Source organism: Verrucosispora sp. FIM060022, assembly GCF_003977705.1.
Classification (GTDB): domain Bacteria; phylum Actinomycetota; class Actinomycetes; order Mycobacteriales; family Micromonosporaceae; genus Micromonospora; species Micromonospora gifhornensis.
The window spans coordinates 199,298-217,427 of record NZ_RQIV01000009.1; the positions used below are offsets into that span (position 1 = coordinate 199,298).

Below are 18,130 nucleotides of genomic sequence, written 5' to 3' on the forward strand. Positions count from 1 at the left end.
GACCAAGTGCGCAAAATGCTCGCCCGCCTGCGCGGGGACGCCGGCATGAACACCGCCGAGTACGCCGTCGGGACGCTCGCGGCGGTGGCCTTCGGCGGCATCCTGCTCAAGGTACTGACGTCCGACAGCGTGCAGTCGGCGCTGGCTGCTGTCATCGACCGGGCGCTGAAGTGACCGGGCGCCGGCTGGCCGGTCGTGACCGAGGCTCGTTCACCGCCGAGATGGCGGCCGGTCTGCCGGCGCTGCTGCTGTTCCTGCTCACCGGCCTGACTGCCGTCAACGCGGTCGGCACCAAGTCGGCCTGTCTGGATGCGGCCCGGGAGGCGGCGCTGGCCGCCTCCCGGGGCGAGGACGGCACACGCGCCGGCAACCGGTACGCCCCACCGGGCGCGTCGGTCACCGTGGTGGTGGAGGGTGAACTGGTCCGCGCGACGGTCCGCGCCCCGGTACGGGTTCTCGGCGGTGACCTTCCAGTGATCACCGTGGTGGGTGGTGCGGTGGCGGTCGCCGAGCCGGGCGTACCGGAGCCACAACCGTGAGGACCGAACGGGATCGTGGCGGGGCCACCATCTGCCTGTTGGCGGCGGGGCTGGTGTTCGTCCTGGCCGGCCTGTTCGGTGCCGGCGTCGGCGCCGCCCGGATGGCTCGCCAACAGGCCCGGGTCGCCGCCGACTTCGGCGCCCTGGCCGGTGCCGCCCGGGCCCTGCAGGACGAGCCGACGGCATGCGCGCGGGCTGCCGAGATCGTCGCCGCGAACGGTGCCGGGTTGGTGCGGTGTCACCTCGACGGGCTGGACGTCCTGGTCACCGCCGAGTTGACCGTGGAGCCGCTGCCCGGGCTGCGCCGGGTCGCCACGGTGACCTCCCGAGCCGGGCCGCTGCGCGGCTGATCATCAGCACGCTGGCGGCCATCCTGAGGCAAGGCCGGCCAGCGCCGCGAACAGCCTGCGGGTGCCACGATCGCAGGCTGGGGGAGGGGTCAGCTCAATCGGCTGAGACCGTCGGTGATGGCCGTACGGAGTTGGTTGCCGTACTCGTCTGCCGGTAACGCGGCGACGTGTTCGGCCGCTCGCTCGAAGGCGGCGCGTGCGGCACCGGGGTCGCCCAACCGTTCGTGCGCCAAGGCCACGCTTACGTGCAGCGACGGGTACAGGGCGCTGACTGCGGTGTCACCGACCGCATCAGCCTGCCGCAGGGCCTCCTGGTTCCAGCGCAGGATCTCCTCGGGGTCGTCCTGTTGCCGGGCCAGGTAGTGCGCCGCGACGCAGGCGTCGTAGCTGTCGGTACGCCTGGACCAGGCCTGCTCGAACAACGCCCGCGCGTCGGCCGGTCGGCCCTCCGCCTCCGCCCGCATCCCGTCCTGGCACAGCTTGAGCACCGGATTGTCGAGGTCCATCATCGCTCCCGTTGATCGTCACCTGGCTGACGCGACGATCCTTAGGTCTCAACCAACATGAGAATCAAGCGGCAGCGTCCCCGAGGCACGACGGGGCGGGTGCCGGGGCGACTCCTTCGGGGCGCAGGCGGGACCGGGCAATTCGCCCGGGACTGTGCGCGGCGAAGGAGTCGCCTCGGCAACGGTCAGCGGCTCTGGAGGGCGTCCAGCGCGATCGCCATGGCGATCACCAGGCGACGGTCGATCTGCGGGTGCTGGATCTGGACCACGTAACGGTCGCGCAGGCCCCACTTCTTGATCACCGAGAAGACCGGCTGACCGCCGGCGACGAAGTCGAAGTGGTACGGCAGCCAGGACAGCGAGTCGACGAAGCGGCGCAGCAGGGCCACCGGCATGCTGCGTTCCTGGCCGGTGACGGCGGGTAGGCCGGCCTGCTCGACGTGCCAGGTGGACCGGAGCAGCGACTGCGCGAAGTCCTTGCGGAACAGGCCGATCGGGTTGCCGGCGTGGTCGGTGACGTCGTACGTGGCGGCGAGGTCGAGGCGCTGTCGGGCCTTGAACCCGAGCAGCGGATGCTGCTTCGAGTCGTCGGTGTAGATCGTCACCTGCTCCTTGAAGGCGAGCCGCTTCTGCTGGGCGAACGCCAGCAGGCCGCCCTCGGTGCCGTCCGGGGCCACGCTGTGGACCTCGTACTGGTTGACCATGAGACGGATGCGTTGGCGGACGTGGAACTGGTGCTGCGACTGCAGGCTGTCGAGCTGCATGAAGTCTCCTCAACTCTGATGCGCCGGAGTGTCGCACAGCCCGGCAACGGCGGCACTGAGCGGGCACGACGCGGACGGCGCTGAGGGGCGGCTCAGCGAATCCCGTCGACGGTCGACCGGTGCGTCGCGTTGGTGAGCAGCTGCTGGATGCTGCGCAGCCGTTCGTTGATCTGATCCAGCCGTTCGGCCTGCGCCAGGGTGGCGAGCGCCGTGCTCAGGGCGATCTGCTGATCGACGCTGAGCTTCTCCTGGTCGATGGTGTAGAGCAGGTCGACGGTCTCGGCGATGGTGTCGGCCACGGCCCCTCCTCACGTACGCGGGCGAACAGCGAACGGCGAACAGTGAACAGTGAGCGCAGCCCGACGAGCATCGATGGAAGCGCTCCCACCGTTCTTGCCCGTACGCCCGGGGTTTTATGCCTGGTGTCAGTGCGGCAGGTTGTTCAGCACCACGTCGAGCACCCGGACGGCGCCCGGCTTGGACAGCGGGTTGTTGCCGTTGCCGCACTTGGGTGACTGCACGCAGGACGGACAGCCGGTCTCGCAGCCGCACTCGTCGATGGCGGCGCGGGTGGCCTGGAGCCAGGCGGCGGCGGTGCCGTACGCCCGCTCCGCGAAACCCGCCCCACCGGGGTGACCGTCGTAGACGAAGACCGTCGGCGCCTCGGTGTCCGGATGTACCGCGGTGGACAGCCCACCGATGTCCCAACGGTCGCAGGTGGCCAGCAGCGGCAGCAGCCCGATCGCGGCGTGCTCGGCGGCGTGCAGCGCCCCCGGCACGTCGGCCGGATCCACGCCCGCCTCGGCCAGCGACTCCGGCGAAAGGGTGAACCAGACCGAGACGGTACGCAACTCCCGGGTCGGCAGGTCCAGCGGCCGGGTGTCGATCACCTCGCCGGTGGCGATGCGTCGCCGCTGGTACGACACCACCTGGCTGGTCACGTCCACCTCGCCGAGGAACAGCCCGACCGGCCCGGCGTCGACGTACGAGCGCACCGACACCACCGACAGCGAGGTGACGTCCCGCGCGTGGGTGGACCAGTCCGGCTCCTCGGGGTGGACCAGCGCGCAACCGTCTTCCAGGTCGAGGGAGTCGACCACGTAGGACACGCCCTGGTGCAGGTAGACCGCGCCGGCGTGCAGCAGGAAGTGCGACGAGCCGCCGTCGACGGTGCCGAGCAGTCGGCCGGTCGCCGCCTCCACCACGCAGACCGGGGCACCCCCCTCGCCGCGCAGATCCACCTCGGGCCGTTCCCGGTGCCGCCAGTACCAGCCGGTCGGCCGCTGCCGCAGCGCACCCGCCTCGACCAGCGCCTCGACCGTCTCCTTCGCGCTGTCGCCGAAGAGTTCCAGATCGGCGGCGGTCAGCGGGGCCTCGGCCGCCGCGCAGGCCAACTGCGGCCCGAGCACGTACGGATTGGCCGGGTCGAGCACGGTGGCCTCCACCGGCGTCCCGAAGAGCGCCTCCGGATGGTGCACCAGATAGGTGTCCAGCGGGTCGTCCCGCGCGACAAGCACCGCGAGGGCCTCCTGCCCGGAGCGTCCGGCCCGGCCGGCCTGCTGCCACAGCGACGCCCGGGTGCCCGGGTACCCGCAGATCAACACCGCGTCCAGGCCGACCAGGTCGACGCCCAGCTCCAAGGCATTTGTCGAGGCGAGGCCGAGCAGGTCGCCGTGCAGCAGCGCCCGTTCCAGCGCCCGCCGTTCCTCGCGCAGGTAGCCGCCGCGGTAGGCGGCCACCCGGTCGCCGAGCCCGGGCACCGCCTCGTCGAGGCTGCGCCGGGCGCTGGTCGCCACCACCTCGGCGCCCCGCCGGGACCGTACGAACGCCAGCGTCCGCACGCCGGCGGCGACGCTGTCCGCGAGCAGGTCGGCGGTCTCCCGCAGCGCCGACCGACGGACCTGGGTGAGGTCGCCCGGCTCGGCGTCGGGACCGGGCGGCGCGGTGGGTCGGGGGGCGTCCGGAGCACGGCGCGGCGCGGGCGCGGCGGTGGTGGGTGACGACGCGGAGGCCTCGGCGGGCAGCAGCGGCGGTTCCCAGAGCGCGAAGGTCACCCCGGCCCGGGGCGAGGTGTCCTCGGTGACCGCCGTCACCGGCAGGCCGACCAGTCGACCGGCCGTCGCCGCCGGATCGCCCGAGGTCGCCGAGGCCAGCACGAATGTGGGGCCGGCGGTGTTGCCGTACCGGGCGCACTGGCGGCGCAGCCGACGCAGCACGTGGGAGACGTGCGAGCCGAACACGCCCCGGTAGACGTGACACTCGTCGATCACCACGTACCGCAGCCGGCGCAGGAATCCCGACCACTGCGCGTGGCCGGGCAGGATGCCGTGGTGCAGCATGTCCGGGTTGGTCAGCACGAACCGGGAATGCCGTCGGATCCACTCCCGCTCGGCGCGGGGGGTGTCACCGTCGTAGCAGGCCGGGCGTACGCCCTCGATCTCCAACTCGGCGACGGCGCGCAACTGGTCGGCGGCGAGCGCCTTTGTCGGTGCCAGGTAGAGCACGGTGGCGCGGGCATCGGCGAGCAGGGTGGCCAGCGCGGGCAGTTGGTACGCCAGCGACTTGCCGGAGGCGGTGCCGGTGGCGACGACGACGTGTCGCCGGTCGTGGGCCAGCTCGGCCGCCTCGGCCTGGTGCCGCCAGGGCGCGCTCACCCCGCGTCGGGCGTACGCGGTGCGCAGCTCCTCCGGAGCCCAGCCCGGCCACGGTGCCGGCGTCCCGGCCCGGGACGGCACCCGTTCGACATGGGTGACCGGATCGGTGGCGTGCCGTCGCCGCAGCTGGCGTAGTAGGTCGCCGGGCGCGGCGGCCGGAATCGGGGCGGGGCCCGGCTCACGGTCCCGGCCGGCGGATACGCTGGCTGCCGAGGTCACGTCCTGCACTCTCGCACTGGTGTTCGGAAATGGGAAATTGACCCACCGGTGCGGCGAGTCCGGCCCCCGGTGAGTCGTCGGGAGGCCTCGGGGGTAGTGGTTAGATGCCCAATGAGCTTACGGCCGCGTCGAGGGAGGACCGATGGAGCTGTCGCTGGCGACCCGCACCGTGGGCGAGCACACGGTGCTCGAGGTCGGCGGTGAGGTGGATGTCTACACCGCCCCTCGGCTGCGCGAGCGGCTGCTGGAGTTGATCGACTCCGGTGCCCGGCACGTGGTGGTCGACCTGGGACGGGTCGACTTCCTCGACTCCACCGGGCTGGGCGTGCTGGTCGGCGCGCTGAAGCGACTGCGGACCGCCGACGGCACCTTCTCCCTGGTCTGCGACAAGGAGCCGCTGCTCAAGATCTTCCGGATCACCGCGTTGGACCAGGTGTTCCCACTGCATCCCACGGTCGAAGCAGCGACCGGCGCCGGCGCGTGATGGCGACGGTACGGCTCTCCTTCTCCCCGGCGCCGGTGCACGTGCGTACCGCTCGCCTGGTCGGGGTGGCGGTCGCCCGGCGGGCCGGGGTCCGCGAGGATCTGCTCGACGAGGTACGCCTGGCCATCGGTGAGGCGTGCACCCGCGCGGTCGCCCTGCACCGCCAGTACGGAGTGGCCGAACCGGTGCTTGTGGAGATGTCCGACTCCGGGACGTACGCGGTGCGGGTGGTCGACCGGGCGCCGATCGAGGCGAGCATCGGCCTGGCCGCGCTCGATGCCGACCAGTTGGCAAACGAGTCGCTCAACGAGGACGACCTCACCACCGGGGTGGGCTTCGCCCTGCTCGCCGGTTTCGTCGAGGACCTCCAGGTGCGCCCGGTCGACGACGGCATCGGCACCGAAGTCCGGATGGTCTGGCCGCTGAACCGCTAGCCGAACTGATTCGCTGACGCCGCCGCCTTCCCTGAGCAGGGAATGCGGCGGCTTCGTCATGGATCCGGCCCTATATCAGATTCCGCCTCATAACACAGCGACGAAGATCATCGCGGCGCGCCGCCACCTCGCTGTGACCTCGGACACTGCGGAGGGCTAGAGTACGCGGGTTGTCAGCAAGTGATCCCTCGGACAACCAGCGCGGCTGGGCCTGGCGGCGCGGGTCCACCGGGGGTGGCTCAGCGCGCACTTGCGAAATTCGCATCCAGGCGCAGGTCGGTGCGTCTCCACCGGCCGGCGCGTTGTTCGGCACAGGAGGACACAGATGTCCGACAGCTTGGCCGCCGAGGGCGGCGGCGCGATCTCCCTCACCGGAGCCAATGTCACGTACGTCGTCATCGCTGCGGTGATCGCGCTGGTAGCGCTCGCCTTCGCCGCCGCGTTGACGAAGGCCGTGCTGGCCGCCGGCAAGGGCACCGAGAAAATGCAGGAAATCTCCGGGGCCGTGCAGGAGGGCGCTTCGGCCTACCTGATCCGGCAGTTCCGGACCCTGGCGATCTTCGTGGTGATCGCCGTAGTACTGCTCTTCCTGCTGCCGGTGCACCAGACCGACGGCAGCGAGACCGCGGTGAAGATCGGCCGTTCGCTCTTCTTCGTGGTCGGTGCGCTGTTCAGCGCCTTCATCGGCGGCGCCGGCATGTGGCTGGCCACCCGGGCCAACCTGCGGGTGGCCGCCGCCGCCCGGGAGCGGGAGGGCGGCCGGGAAGCGGCCATGAAGATCGCCTTCCGGACCGGTGGCGTGGTCGGCTTCCTCACCGTCGGGCTCGGCCTCTTCGGTGCCGCGCTGGTGGTGCTGATCTTCCGGGGTGACGCGCCGACGGTGCTGGAGGGCTTCGGCTTCGGCGCCGCGCTGCTGGCCATGTTCATGCGGGTCGGCGGCGGCATCTTCACCAAGGCCGCCGACGTCGGCGCCGACCTGGTCGGCAAGGTCGAGCAGGGCATCCCCGAGGACGACCCGCGCAACGCGGCCACCATCGCCGACAACGTCGGTGACAACGTCGGTGACTGTGCCGGCATGGCCGCCGACCTGTTCGAGTCGTACGCGGTCACCCTGGTCGCCGCGCTGATCCTCGGTCGCGCCGCGTTCGGCACCGACGGCCTGGTGCTGCCGCTGATCATCTCCACCATCGGTGTGCTGGTCGCCATCATCGGCGTCTTCATCACCAAGCTGCGTGCCTCCGACCGCAACGGTCTGACTGCCATCAACCGGGCCTTCTACCTGTCCGCGCTGATCTCGGCGGTGCTGGTCGGGGTGGCCACCTTCGTCTACCTGCAGCCGTCCTGGGCCGCGCAGCTCGGCGACGACTGGCGGACCGCGCTCGGCGTGGACGGCGGCGACCCGCCGTTCGGCCCGCGCGGTGTGGTCATCGGCGCGGTCGTCATCGGCATCGTGCTGGCCGCCGCCATCCAGGCGCTGACCGGCTACTTCACCGAGACCAACCGCCGTCCGGTGCAGGACATCGGCAAGAGCTCGCAGACCGGCCCGGCGACGGTCATCCTCGCCGGCATCAGCGTCGGCCTGGAGTCGGCGGTCTACTCGGCGCTGCTCATCGCCGCCGGTGTCTTCGGTGCCTTCCTGCTCGGTGGCGGCTCGATCACCCTGTCGCTGTTCGCCGTGGCGCTGGCCGGTACCGGTCTGCTCACCACCGTCGGCGTGATCGTGGCGATGGACACCTTCGGCCCGATCTCCGACAACGCCCAGGGCGTGGCCGAGATGTCCGGCGACATCGACGAGCACGGCGCCCGTACGCTCACCGAGCTGGACGCGGTGGGCAACACCACCAAGGCGATCACCAAGGGCATCGCGATCGCCACGGCGGTGCTGGCCGCGACCGCGCTGTTCGGCTCGTACACCGACACGCTGCGCATCGCGTACGCCGACGCCGGGGTGACCGACGTCGGTGCCGAGATTCTGGGTGCGCTGAACGTCGCCAACCCGCAGAACCTGGTCGGTCTGATCATCGGTGCGGCGGTGGTGTTCCTCTTCTCCGGCCTGGCCATCAACGCGGTCTCCCGCTCGGCCGGTGCCGTGGTGATGGAGGTCCGCCGCCAGTTCCGTGAGCTGCCCGGCATCATGGACGGCACGCAGCGCCCGGAGTACGGCAAGGTCGTCGACATCTGCACCCGGGACGCGCAGCGCGAGCTGATGACCCCCGGTCTGCTGGCGATCATGGCACCGATCGCGGTCGGCTTCGGCCTCGGGCCCGGCGCGCTGGCGTCGTACCTGGCCGGTGCGATCGGGGCGGGCACGCTGATGGCGGTCTTCCTGGCCAACTCCGGTGGCGCCTGGGACAACAGCAAGAAGATGGTCGAGGACGGCGCGTACGGCGGCAAGGGCTCCGACGCGCACGCCGCCACGGTCATCGGCGACACCGTCGGTGACCCGTTCAAGGACACCGCCGGCCCGGCCATCAACCCGCTGCTGAAGGTGATGAACCTGGTGTCGCTGCTGATCGCGCCGGCCGTGGTGGCCTGGAGCATCGGCGACGACCGCAACGTCGGTCTGCGGGTCACCATCGCGGTGGTGGCGACGCTGATCGTGGTCGCGGCGGTGGTGTTCAGCAAGCGCAAGAGCATCGCGCTCGACGAGGGCTCCGACAGCGGATCCGGCACCGCGGACCCGCGCCCGGCGGAGATCAAGGCCTGACCCTGCGGTCGGCATCACCGGTCCCCGGGCGGCGACACCGTCGCCCGGGGACCGGTCGTCGCTGCGGGGCGGTCCGCCTGACCGGTGCCGACCGGCAGCGGAGGCCGTACGCTGCAACGCATGCGTACGTGCCGGGCGGACGCCGCCAGAATGCTGACGGTGGTCCTGGCTACGTCGGTTCTGTTGGCGGGCTGTGGGTCCAGCGGTCCCAGTCCCCGGGCGTGGGCCGCCTCGGTGTGTTCGGCGTTGACCCCGTGGCGGGCCGAGATCAGCAAACTGACCAGCAGCACCGACCAGCAGATGACCGCGCAGACCACTCCCGCGCAGGCAAAGGAGAACCTGGTCCGGCTCTTCGGCGGTGCCGAACAGGCCAGTGAGGATGCTCGCCGCAAGGTGGAGCAGGCCGGGGTACCCACGGTCGAGAACGGCGCGGAGATATCCGAGGGCTTCCGGGCCTCCCTCGCGTCCATGCGCGACGCCTACGGCCGGGCCCGGGCCACGATCGACGGGCTGAGCACCGGTGAGCCCCGCGTCTTCTACGACGGCGTGCAGACGGCGGTGGAGACACTGCAACAGGACTACGACGCCAGCGCGCTGGACACCAGCCGGCTGAACTCGGAGGAGTTGAAGCGCGCTTTCGACGAGGTGCCCGAATGCCATTGAGCGGCTCCGGTGAGACATCGGCGGCGCAACCGCTGCCGATGTCCTTCCCGCTGCCTGCTGCGGCACCACCGACCGCCCGACGCCCCCGCGCACGGGCGGTCGCTTCCGATCCGACCGAGGAGACACCCGCCGGGGAGGCACCGGACGAGGAAACACGGGCCGGGGAGGCGCGGACCCGGGAGACACGGACGCCGGTCGGGGACCGGCAACTGGTCTTCTTCGGCGCGGAGACCGCCGAACCCTCGGTCGCCGACCTCGCCGGCCTGCTCGCCGGGCCCGGCGAGGTGCACCGGATGGGCGGTACCGCCCGGTTGTCGGTGGTGGTGGACGCCGGGTGGCGGGTGCACGTGCTCGTCGCCGAACTGGCCCAGCGCGGGGTCCGGGCCACCTGGACGCCGACCGAGGACCAGCGCTACGCCGTGCGGACCGCGTACACCCGGGCGATCGTGCCGCTCGCGGCGGCGTGGCTGCGCGGCCCGACGCAGCAGCCACCGGCCGGCTTCCAGTTGGACGGCCGACGGCTGCGGCTCTGGCTCGCCGCGGCCGGGGTGGTCGACCCGCCGGAGATCCTGCTGCACCTCGGGGGTGTCGATCCGGGCCGCTGGTCGGTGGTCGGGGCGGCCCTGACCGCGGCCGGGCTGGTCGGCGAACTTGTCGAACCGGGCGCGGGCGGGCCTGCGTACCGGATCAGCGGTCGACGCCGGGTGCTGCGGCTGGCGGAACTGGTCGGCGAACCGCCACCCGCCGCGCCGCCCGGCGCCTGGCCGGTCCGCGACTGACCGTCCGTGCGTCCCGGCCGGGCCCCGCTTTCGCCGGACCTGACCGGCTCCTCGAAGTCCGGCCGGTCCGGACCGGGCGGCCGACAGCTGTCCGATCTGGGACAGCCGGGCGTCAGCGCACACCGGGAGAAACGGCCGGGTTCCACCTCCACCGAGGGGCTGCCATGGTCACAGTGGCACGCTTTACACCCTACCCAGGGTGTACGGTGACGCCGTTCGGCGTGAGCATGGATCGTCCGTAGCGGATTGCCGCCCGCGAAACCCGAAACACGGACGGCGCGTTACGTTGGACATCCGGACCGCCGGGTATCGGGGGGTCGAGCGTGCCCCGAACCGGACAGGCGCGGCCATCGAGTGGGAATGAGGTCGAAACCGAAGTGCCGAGCAACGCTGGAACCACCCGTCTGGTCATCGTCGAGTCGCCGGCGAAGGCCAAGACGATCTCGGGCTACCTCGGCCCGGGGTACGTCGTGGAGGCCAGCTTCGGGCACGTCCGCGACCTGCCGCGCAACGCCGCCGATGTGCCCGCCAAGTACAAGGGCGAGCCGTGGGCCCGGCTCGGCGTCGACGTGGACAACGGCTTCCACGCCCTCTACGTCGTCTCCGCCGACCGCAAGCAGCAGATCAGCAAGCTGACCAAGCTGGCCAAGGAGGTCGACGAGATCTTCCTGGCCACGGATGAGGACCGCGAGGGCGAGGCGATCGCCTGGCACCTGGTGGAGACCCTCAAGCCCAAGGTGCCGGTCCGGCGGATGGTCTTCCACGAGATCACCAAGCCGGCCATCCAGGCGGCGGTGGCCAACCCGCGCGAGATCGACCGCAGCCTGGTCGACGCCCAGGAGGCGCGACGCATCCTCGACCGGCTCTACGGTTACGAGGTCTCCCCGGTGCTGTGGAAGAAGGTCATGCCGAAGCTGTCGGCGGGCCGGGTGCAGTCCGTGGCGACCCGGATCGTGGTCGAGCGTGAGCGGCAGCGGATGGCCTTCCGCACCGCCGAGTACTGGGACATCCTGGCCACCCTGGCGGTCGCGAACGCGGGCGAGGGCCCGCGCACCTTCAACGCCACCCTGGTGGCGCTCAACGGCGACCGGATCGCCACCGGCAAGGATTTCGAGCCGACCACCGGCAAGGTGCGCGCCGGGGCAGGCGTTGTCCACCTCGACTCCAGCGGTGCGCGAGGGCTGGCCGCCCGTCTCGAAGGGCGACCGTTCACCGTCACCCGGGTCGAGGAGAAGCCCTACCGGCGCCGCCCGTACGCGCCGTTCATCACCTCCACGCTCCAGCAGGAGGCGGCCCGCAAGCTGCGGTTCTCGTCGCAGCAGACGATGCGCACCGCGCAGCGGCTCTACGAGAACGGCTACATCACCTACATGCGTACCGACTCGGTGAACCTGTCGGAGACCGCCATCGCGGCGGCCCGCCGGCAGATCGTCGAGCTGTACGGCGAGCGCAGCGTGCCGCCGGAGCCGCGCCGCTACACCGGCAAGGTGAAGAACGCGCAGGAGGCGCACGAGGCGATCCGCCCGGCCGGGGACAACTTCCGCACCCCGGGCGACGTGGCCAAGGAGCTCTCCGCCGAGGAGTACAAGCTCTACGAGCTGATCTGGCGGCGCACCATCGCCTCGCAGATGACCGACGCGGTCGGCTCCAGCGTGTCGGTGCGGATCCGGGCGACCACCACCGCCGGTGAGGAGGCCGACTTCGGCGCCACCGGCAAGACCATCACCGACCCGGGCTTCCTGCGGGCGTACGTCGAGTCCAGCGACGACGAGAACGCCGAGGCCGAGGACGCCGAGCGTCGACTGCCCAACCTGGTCAAGGACCAGCCGCTGACCGCCGACGAGCTGGCCGCCCAGGGCCACCACACCCAGCCGCCCGCCCGCTACACGGAGGCGTCGCTGGTCAAGGCCCTGGAGGAGCTGGGCATCGGGCGTCCGTCCACGTACGCCTCGATCATGCAGACCATCCAGGACCGCGGGTACGTCTTCAAGCGCGGCCAGGCGATGATCCCGTCGTTCCTGGCGTTCGCGGTGATCGGGCTGATGGAGCGGCACTACCCGCGCCTGATCGACTACGACTTCACGGCCAGCATGGAGAACGAGCTGGACGAGATCGCCGGTGGTGATCACGCGGCTGTCGACTTCCTCACCGCGTTCTACTTCGGCACCACGAACGGTGCCGGCGACCAGGACATCGCCCGCTCCGGTGGGCTGAAGAAGCTGGTCACCGAGAACCTCAGCGACATCGACGCGCGCAGCGTCAACTCGATCCCGCTGTTCACCGACGACGAAGGTCGTGAGGTGGTGGTGCGGGTCGGCCGGTTCGGGCCGTACCTGCAGCGGGCGCTGCCCGGCGAGCAGCCCGCCCCGAAGGCGGAGGGCGAGGAGGGCGGCACCCCGGGCGACCGGGCGCCGATCCCCGAGGGCCTCGCGCCGGACGAGCTGACCCCGGAGAAGGTGCACGAGCTGTTCCTCGGCGGTGGGGGCGAGCGCAAGCTCGGCGACGACCCGGCGACCGGCGAGCCGATCCTGCTCAAGTCCGGCCGCTTCGGCCCGTACGTGGCCAGCGGGGACCGCAAGTCGTCCCTGCTGCGCTCGCAGTCACCGGATTCGCTCACCCTCGACGAGGCGCTCAAGCTGCTCAGCCTGCCGCGCCTGATCGGCGTGGCACCGGACGGCGCCGAGGTGTTCGCCAACAACGGCCGCTACGGCCCGTACGTCAAGCGGGGCGACGAGTTCCGTTCGCTGGACTCGGAAGACAAGATGTTCACCGTCACCCTCGACGAGGCGCTGGCCCTGCTGGCCGCCCCGAAGACCCGTCAGCGTCGGGCCGCCGCCCCACCGCTGCGGGAGATGGGTGCCGACCCGCTGACCGAGAAGCCGCTTGTCATCAAGGACGGCCGGTTCGGCCCGTACGTCACCGACGGGGAGACCAACGCCTCCCTGCGGCGCGGCCAGACTCCGGAGGAACTGACCCTGGAGGAAGCCTCCGAGATGCTCGCCGAAAAGCGAGCCAAGGGCCCCGCCCCCAAGAAGACCGCAGCGAAGAAGACCACCGCCAAGAAGACCACCGCGAAGAAAGCCCCGGCCAAGGCCACCAAGGCCACCGCCGCGAAGGCCGCGAAGGCCACCCCCGCCAAGAAGGCCGCCCCCAAGAAGGCCACCTCCGCGCGCTCGGAGTGACCACTGGCGATCTTGGTACGAAAATGCCCCTGGGAGGGCGGTTTCGTACCAAGATCTCCCGTCAAGGGCGCCAGCCGGCGGCGAGCAGGGCGGCGCGGAGTTGGGCGATGACGTCGGCGGGGTGGTGGCGGATGGCCCAGGCGGGGAAGCGGAGCACCCGGTCGCCGCTGCGCCACAGATCGTTCTGTCGGCGCATGTCTGCCCAGGCGGTGGCCGGGTCGAGGTGCTGGCTGCCGTCTATCTCCACATGCACCCGCCACTCCTCGAACAAGGCGTCCAGGTAGCGGCGTCGACCAGTGGCGTCGTGGCGGACAGCCTGTCGGGTGGGCTCGGGCAGCCCGGCGCGCCGGACCAGGCGCAGGAAGTCGAGTTCGGGCAGGGAGTGCGCACCGCCCACCGCATCGGTGGCGGTCTGCGCGATCAGGGCGCGGCGGCGGGCGCGGGGAAGACGATCCAGCACCTGGCGTACGTCGTCACCACCGACGAGGCGCTGCTGGAATCCGGCAGCGATGATCGCCCGAGCTTCCTGATCACTCGGTGCCCACTGCGCCGCGTCCACCAACGACCGGGCCGGCATCGTCCGGCGGGGCTGCCCCACGTCGAGGATGTCCGCGGCCGGCAGCAGGGTGGTGCGGTGTACGCGGACACCGGGCGGCATGCTCCGGGTCCGGTGGTTCGCCGGCAGCAGGATGTGCACGAATTTGTCGTCGTACCTGCGCAGGCCCCACGCACGTGCCGCGGTCAGGCCGCCGAGCACCGCCGCCGGTCCGGCGCAGAGAACGCCGATCCACGGCAGTTGCGCCGGCACGATCGGCCCGTTGTGAGTGACATAGACAGCCCGGTGCACCTGCCGCCAGCGGCCGACGTCGACCCGGTGCCGAATCGCCTTCGGCGACAGGTACCGCCGAGCCTGGTCGAGGCTGACCACCTGCTCCTGATGAAACAACAACCAGTTCAGCTCACCCGCCTCATCCCCCGGCAACCCACTCCCCGCCCACCTGTCTCCCGCCCACCTGCTTGCTGCCGCCCCGCCCTCTGCTGATCCGCGCCCTGCCGCCCTGTGCCCTGCCGCCCTGTGCCCTGCCGCCCTGTGCCCTGCCGCCCTGTGCCCTGCCGCCCCGCCCTCTGCCGCCCCGGGTCCACGCCTCGCCCATCCGGCCCCACTCCCACCCCGCTGCTCACCCTGTCCCCACACACCCCCACCCTGCCCACCCACGCTCCCGTCGCGCTGCCCCTGTGGACAGCCACGAGATCTTGGTACGAAAGTGCCCCTCCAAGGGCGGTTTCGTACCAAGATTCAGATCGGCTCAGCCGAGGAGTGCGGTGAGGTGGGGGGTGGTGAAGGTGCGGTGGGGGTCCAGGTGGGTGCGGATGCGGTGGAAGTCGTGCCAGCGGGGGTAGGCGTCGGCCAGGGAGGCAGCGTCGCGCCAGTGCAGTTTGCCCCAGTGGGGGCGGCCGCCCAGCTCGGTCGCCACCTGCTCGAAGGCGCGGAAGTACGGCTCGTAGGGCATGCCGACGTACTGGTGCAGGGCGACGTACGCCGATTCGCGCCCGTACGAGTGGGACAGCCAGATCTGGTCGGCGGCGGTGAAGCGGACCTCGACCGGGAAGAGCACCCGGAACGGCAGGCGGTCGATGATCCGGCGCAGGGCGTCCAGCGCCTCGGGCAGGGCGTCGCGCGGTAGCGCGTACTCCATCTCCACGAAGCGGACCCGGCGTGGGGTGCAGAAGACGGTGTCGGAGCGGCCGGTGTAGACGCGTTCGCTGAGCGCGCGGGCGGAGACGGCGCTGATCGTCGGGACCAGGGCCGGCATCGCCCGGCCGAGCCGGCAGGCGCCGGCGAAAACGGTGTTGGCCAGGAAGTCGTCGTCGAGCCAGCCGCGCCAGCGGGGCAGCGGGCGATCGTCGTCGGGCACCCGGTCGTTGACCTTCAGCTGGGCCTGGCTGCTGTACGGGAACCAGAAGAACTCGACGTGATCGTGGGTGCCGATCAGGTCGGGCAGGTCGGCCAGTACGGCGTCCAGGGCGGCCGGGCGTTCGTGGGCCCGCAGCACGAAGGCGTCCACGCAGCGCAGCGTCACCTCGACCAGTACGCCGAGCGCGCCGAGCGAGATCCGGGCCGCGTCGAACACGTCGGGGTGCTCGTCGGCGGAGCAGTGCAGCACCTCGCCGGTGCCGGTGACCAGGGTCAGCGCGGCGACGAAGGTGGCCAGCCCGCCGTACGCCGCGCCGGTGCCGTGGGTGCCGGTGGAGATCGCCCCGGCCACCGTCTGCGCGTCGATGTCGCCGAGGTTGGGCAGCGCCAACCCGTGACTCGCCAGTAGCGCGTTGAGCTGCCGCAGGGTCATCCCGGCCGGTACGGTGACAAGGCGCCGATCGACGTCCACCTGTACGTCGATGGCGAGTCCGGCCAGGTCCATCCGGCTACCGTCGCCGACCGCGACGGGGGTGAAGGAGTGGCCGCTGCCGACCGGGCGGATCCGGGCACCGGTCTCGGCGGCGGAGCGGACCTGCTCGACGACTTCGGTGACGCTGGTGGGGCGCAGAACCGTCGCCGTGCTGTGCTGATTGCCGGCCCAGTTCGACCAGGCGGTGGCGTCGCTGGCGCTGCTTCCCGGCATCGGCGCTCCTTCAGAGGGATATGAACCGAGTTCATATCAGGAACGTTGTTCCTGGTAAACACCGCAATCGAGATTCGCTCGTTGTACCGGTAGTCACGAACCGGTGACTTGTAGATATGTTCATCCGTCGAGAGGGGGTGGCGAGTGTCCACTTCAGCCGCCACGACTGGGCCGCTGCGCCGGGTTCCGGTGCAGGGTCGTAGTGTCGCGCGGGTCCAGCGGATGCTGGACGCTTGCGCCGAACTCGTCGACGAGGTGGGGTACGAAGGGCTGACCACCACCCTGCTCGCCGAGCGGGCAGAGGTGGCGATCGGGTCGGTCTATCAGTTCTTTCCGGACAAGCGGGCGATCGTGCAGGCGTTGACGCTGCGCACGATGGAGGCGTACCTCCAGCGGCTCGACGAGCGCTTCGCCTCGGACGACCTGACCCACTGGTGGGACGGGGTCGACGCGGGCATCGACGAGTACATCACCATGCACCGCACCGTTCCCGGATTCCGTACCCTGCACTTCGGCGACGTGGTCGACCTGCATCTGCTCGATGAGCAGCGCGACAACAACGGGGTGATCGCCGACCAGTTGGCGCGCGTGCTCACCGAGCGCTTCGGCCTCGCCGACGTGCCCGACCTGCAATTCCATCTGGAAATCGCGGTGGAGGTGGCCGACGCGCTGATCAAGCTCGCGTTCCGGCGTACGTCCGACGGCGACGAGCGGGTGCTGGTCGAGGCGAAGGCGCTCATCCGCGACTACCTGCACCGCCAGGTGGACGCTCGGGGCGATGCCGGGCACCGGCCGGTCGTGCAGCCCGCGAAGCCGGCCGACGATCAGATCATCGATTCCGCGGAACCCGCGGCCCAGCCCGCCTGACACCCGCCCTCCCGCCCGGCGCGGCCCTGCGGTCACCCCGCTCCGCCCGCCGAACCCGTCAGGTGCGTACCCCAGCGGCTGGCGGCGGGTTTCACAGGAAGGCGTGGCCCTCGCCCCGGTAGGTCGGCACGGTGGCCACCACCTCGTCGCCGTCCACCAGGTGCAGTTCGTTGACGTGTTCGCACAGCTCGCCCGACTTCGCGTGGCGGAACCAGACCCGGTCGCCGATGCGCAGCGTGGCGGCCGTGCGACCGGCCAGCGGGGTCTGCACCTCGCCGGCCCCCTCGGTGCCGACCAGCTTGAGTCCGGCGGGCAGCCACGGTCGGGGCAGCCGGCTGCGGCTGGCCGATCCGGAGGCGATCCAGCCGCCGCCGAGCACGGTGGCGAGCCCGGGTGCCGGCCGGCGGACCACCGCACAGGCGAAGAAGGCCGCCGGGGTGGGACGCCAGTCGCGATAGGCGTCGAACAGCGTCGGCCCGTACAGTCCTGATCCCGCGGTGACCTCGGTGACCGCGGGATCGGCGCTGGTCGTAGCCACGCTGCCGGTGCCGCCGCCGTTGACGAATTCCAGGTCGGCGTGGTCGCGCACGGCGGCCACCGCCGCAGCGCGGCGCGCCAGCAGTTCGCGGTACGACCCGCGCTGGGCCAGCCGGATCACCGCGCCGAGCGCCGTCTGCCCGGGCGGCGCGTCACCGACCCCGGCGATCTGTGCCTCGTACGACATCAGGCCGACCAGCCGGAAGCCGGGCCGGGCGGTGATCGCGGCGGCCAACCGGCCGGCGGCCTGGGCGCTGTGCACCGGTGAGCGGCGGACGCCGACGTGCACCCGTCCGCCCAACAGCCGCCACGAGGCGTCCAGGTCGAGACAGATCCGCAGCTCAGCCCGGCTCCCCGGCGACCGCACGGTGTCGTGGAAGTCCAGCTGATCGGGGTCGTCGACCATCAGGGTGATGGCGGCGGCCAGAGCCGGATCGGCGCCGAGCTCGGCAATCGCGCCCCGGTCGACGGTGGGGTACGCCACCAGCACGTCGTCCGTGACGCCGGTGCGCACCAGCCAGATCGCCTCGGGCAGCGTGAACGCCATCACCCCGTGCCAACCGGGGCGGGCCAGCGCACGGGCGATCAACTCGCGGCAGCGCAGCGACTTGCTGGCGACCCGCAGGGGCTTGCCGCCGGCCCGGTCGACGAGCGCGGCGGAGTTCGCATCGAAGGCGGTCAGGTCGACCACGGCGTACGGGGGATCGAGGTGCCGGGTCGCCCGGTCCAGCCGGTGGCGCAGATTCTCGCTGTCGGTGGCCACGTGTGCACGCTAACTGTGAAACGGTGAATGCGAAACACCCTCGCGTCCTGCCTGCGCGCCA

General features: G+C 71.4%; 17 protein-coding genes. 10 read left to right on the forward strand and 7 right to left on the reverse strand.

Annotated elements, in window-relative coordinates; all coding sequences use genetic code 11:
- The first annotated feature begins 15 nt into the window (after positions 1-15).
- From EG812_RS22860 to EG812_RS22870, 3 genes are read left to right on the forward strand one after another with little or no spacing between them, the layout of a single operon-like run.
- Positions 16-174: a DUF4244 domain-containing protein gene (locus EG812_RS22860; RefSeq protein WP_013731057.1), complete on the forward strand. Its 159-nt coding sequence runs from the start codon at positions 16-18 to the stop codon at positions 172-174.
- A gap of 47 nt (positions 175-221) precedes the next feature.
- Positions 222-539 carry a TadE family type IV pilus minor pilin gene (locus EG812_RS22865; RefSeq protein ID WP_050814681.1) on the forward strand — a complete coding sequence of 106 codons (318 nt, stop codon included), beginning with the start codon at positions 222-224 and terminating at the stop codon, positions 537-539.
- Positions 536-889 carry an Rv3654c family TadE-like protein gene (locus EG812_RS22870; RefSeq protein WP_126712708.1) on the forward strand — a complete coding sequence of 118 codons (354 nt, stop codon included), beginning with the start codon at positions 536-538 and terminating at the stop codon, positions 887-889. Before EG812_RS22865 ends, EG812_RS22870 begins: the two co-directional genes overlap by 4 nt.
- Positions 890-978: 89 nt before the next feature.
- Here the strand turns inward: EG812_RS22870 and EG812_RS22875 are convergent, their stop codons facing one another.
- The 4 genes from EG812_RS22875 to EG812_RS22890 form a co-directional block, all read right to left on the reverse strand.
- Positions 979-1,395: a hypothetical protein gene (locus tag EG812_RS22875; RefSeq protein WP_233579589.1), complete on the reverse strand. Its 417-nt coding sequence runs from the start codon at positions 1,393-1,395 to the stop codon at positions 979-981.
- Positions 1,396-1,580: 185 nt separating this feature from the next.
- A complete protein-coding gene (locus EG812_RS22880) occupies positions 1,581-2,159 on the reverse strand; it encodes an LURP-one-related family protein (protein ID WP_013731061.1) in 579 nt (192 codons plus the stop codon).
- A gap of 92 nt (positions 2,160-2,251) precedes the next feature.
- Positions 2,252-2,458 carry a hypothetical protein gene (locus tag EG812_RS22885; RefSeq protein ID WP_013731062.1) on the reverse strand — a complete coding sequence of 69 codons (207 nt, stop codon included), beginning with the start codon at positions 2,456-2,458 and terminating at the stop codon, positions 2,252-2,254.
- 126 nt (positions 2,459-2,584) lie between these two features.
- Entirely contained in the window at positions 2,585-5,041 is a 2,457-nt protein-coding gene (locus EG812_RS22890) for a DEAD/DEAH box helicase (protein WP_126712710.1), read from the reverse strand.
- Positions 5,042-5,174: 133 nt separating this feature from the next.
- On the opposite strand from EG812_RS22890, the gene EG812_RS22895 reads away from it, so the two are divergent.
- From EG812_RS22895 to topA, 6 genes are all read left to right on the forward strand, one after another.
- A complete protein-coding gene (locus EG812_RS22895) occupies positions 5,175-5,516 on the forward strand; it encodes an STAS domain-containing protein (protein ID WP_013731064.1) in 342 nt (113 codons plus the stop codon).
- Positions 5,516-5,950, forward strand: coding sequence for an ATP-binding protein (locus tag EG812_RS22900; RefSeq protein WP_013731065.1), 435 nt, complete (start codon positions 5,516-5,518; stop codon positions 5,948-5,950). Before EG812_RS22895 ends, EG812_RS22900 begins: the two co-directional genes overlap by 1 nt.
- A 325-nt stretch (positions 5,951-6,275) precedes the next feature.
- Positions 6,276-8,657 (forward strand): sodium-translocating pyrophosphatase, encoded by a 2,382-nt coding sequence (locus EG812_RS22905; protein ID WP_126712711.1) that lies wholly within the window; start codon positions 6,276-6,278, stop codon positions 8,655-8,657.
- Between the two features lie 120 nt (positions 8,658-8,777).
- Entirely contained in the window at positions 8,778-9,320 is a 543-nt protein-coding gene (locus EG812_RS22910; protein WP_043722676.1) for a hypothetical protein, read from the forward strand.
- A complete protein-coding gene (locus EG812_RS22915; protein ID WP_126712712.1) occupies positions 9,311-10,099 on the forward strand; it encodes a hypothetical protein in 789 nt (262 codons plus the stop codon). The genes EG812_RS22910 and EG812_RS22915 overlap by 10 nt, the downstream gene beginning before the upstream one ends.
- A gap of 377 nt (positions 10,100-10,476) precedes the next feature.
- Positions 10,477-13,281 carry a type I DNA topoisomerase gene (gene topA / locus EG812_RS22920; RefSeq protein WP_013731070.1) on the forward strand — a complete coding sequence of 935 codons (2,805 nt, stop codon included), beginning with the start codon at positions 10,477-10,479 and terminating at the stop codon, positions 13,279-13,281.
- A 61-nt stretch (positions 13,282-13,342) separates the two neighbouring features.
- Here the strand turns inward: topA and EG812_RS22925 are convergent, their stop codons facing one another.
- Complete coding sequence (locus EG812_RS22925) at positions 13,343-14,263, reverse strand: DUF559 domain-containing protein (protein ID WP_199743929.1); 921 nt, start codon at positions 14,261-14,263, stop codon at positions 13,343-13,345.
- A 325-nt stretch (positions 14,264-14,588) separates the two neighbouring features.
- On the reverse strand, positions 14,589-15,902 hold the full coding sequence (locus EG812_RS22930) for a D-arabinono-1,4-lactone oxidase (RefSeq protein ID WP_013731072.1): 1,314 nt from the start codon (positions 15,900-15,902) through the stop codon (positions 14,589-14,591).
- Positions 15,903-16,124: 222 nt separating this feature from the next.
- Here EG812_RS22930 and EG812_RS22935 point away from each other — a divergent pair, with 222 nt between their 5' ends.
- Entirely contained in the window at positions 16,125-16,769 is a 645-nt protein-coding gene (locus EG812_RS22935) for a TetR/AcrR family transcriptional regulator (RefSeq protein WP_013731073.1), read from the forward strand.
- A 91-nt stretch (positions 16,770-16,860) separates the two neighbouring features.
- Here the strand turns inward: EG812_RS22935 and EG812_RS22940 are convergent, their stop codons facing one another.
- The gene (locus EG812_RS22940) at positions 16,861-18,069 is read right to left on the reverse strand and encodes an amino acid deaminase/aldolase (RefSeq protein WP_013731074.1); all 1,209 of its coding nucleotides are present in this window, start codon (positions 18,067-18,069) and stop codon (positions 16,861-16,863) included.
- Positions 18,070-18,130: the final 61 nt, after the last annotated feature.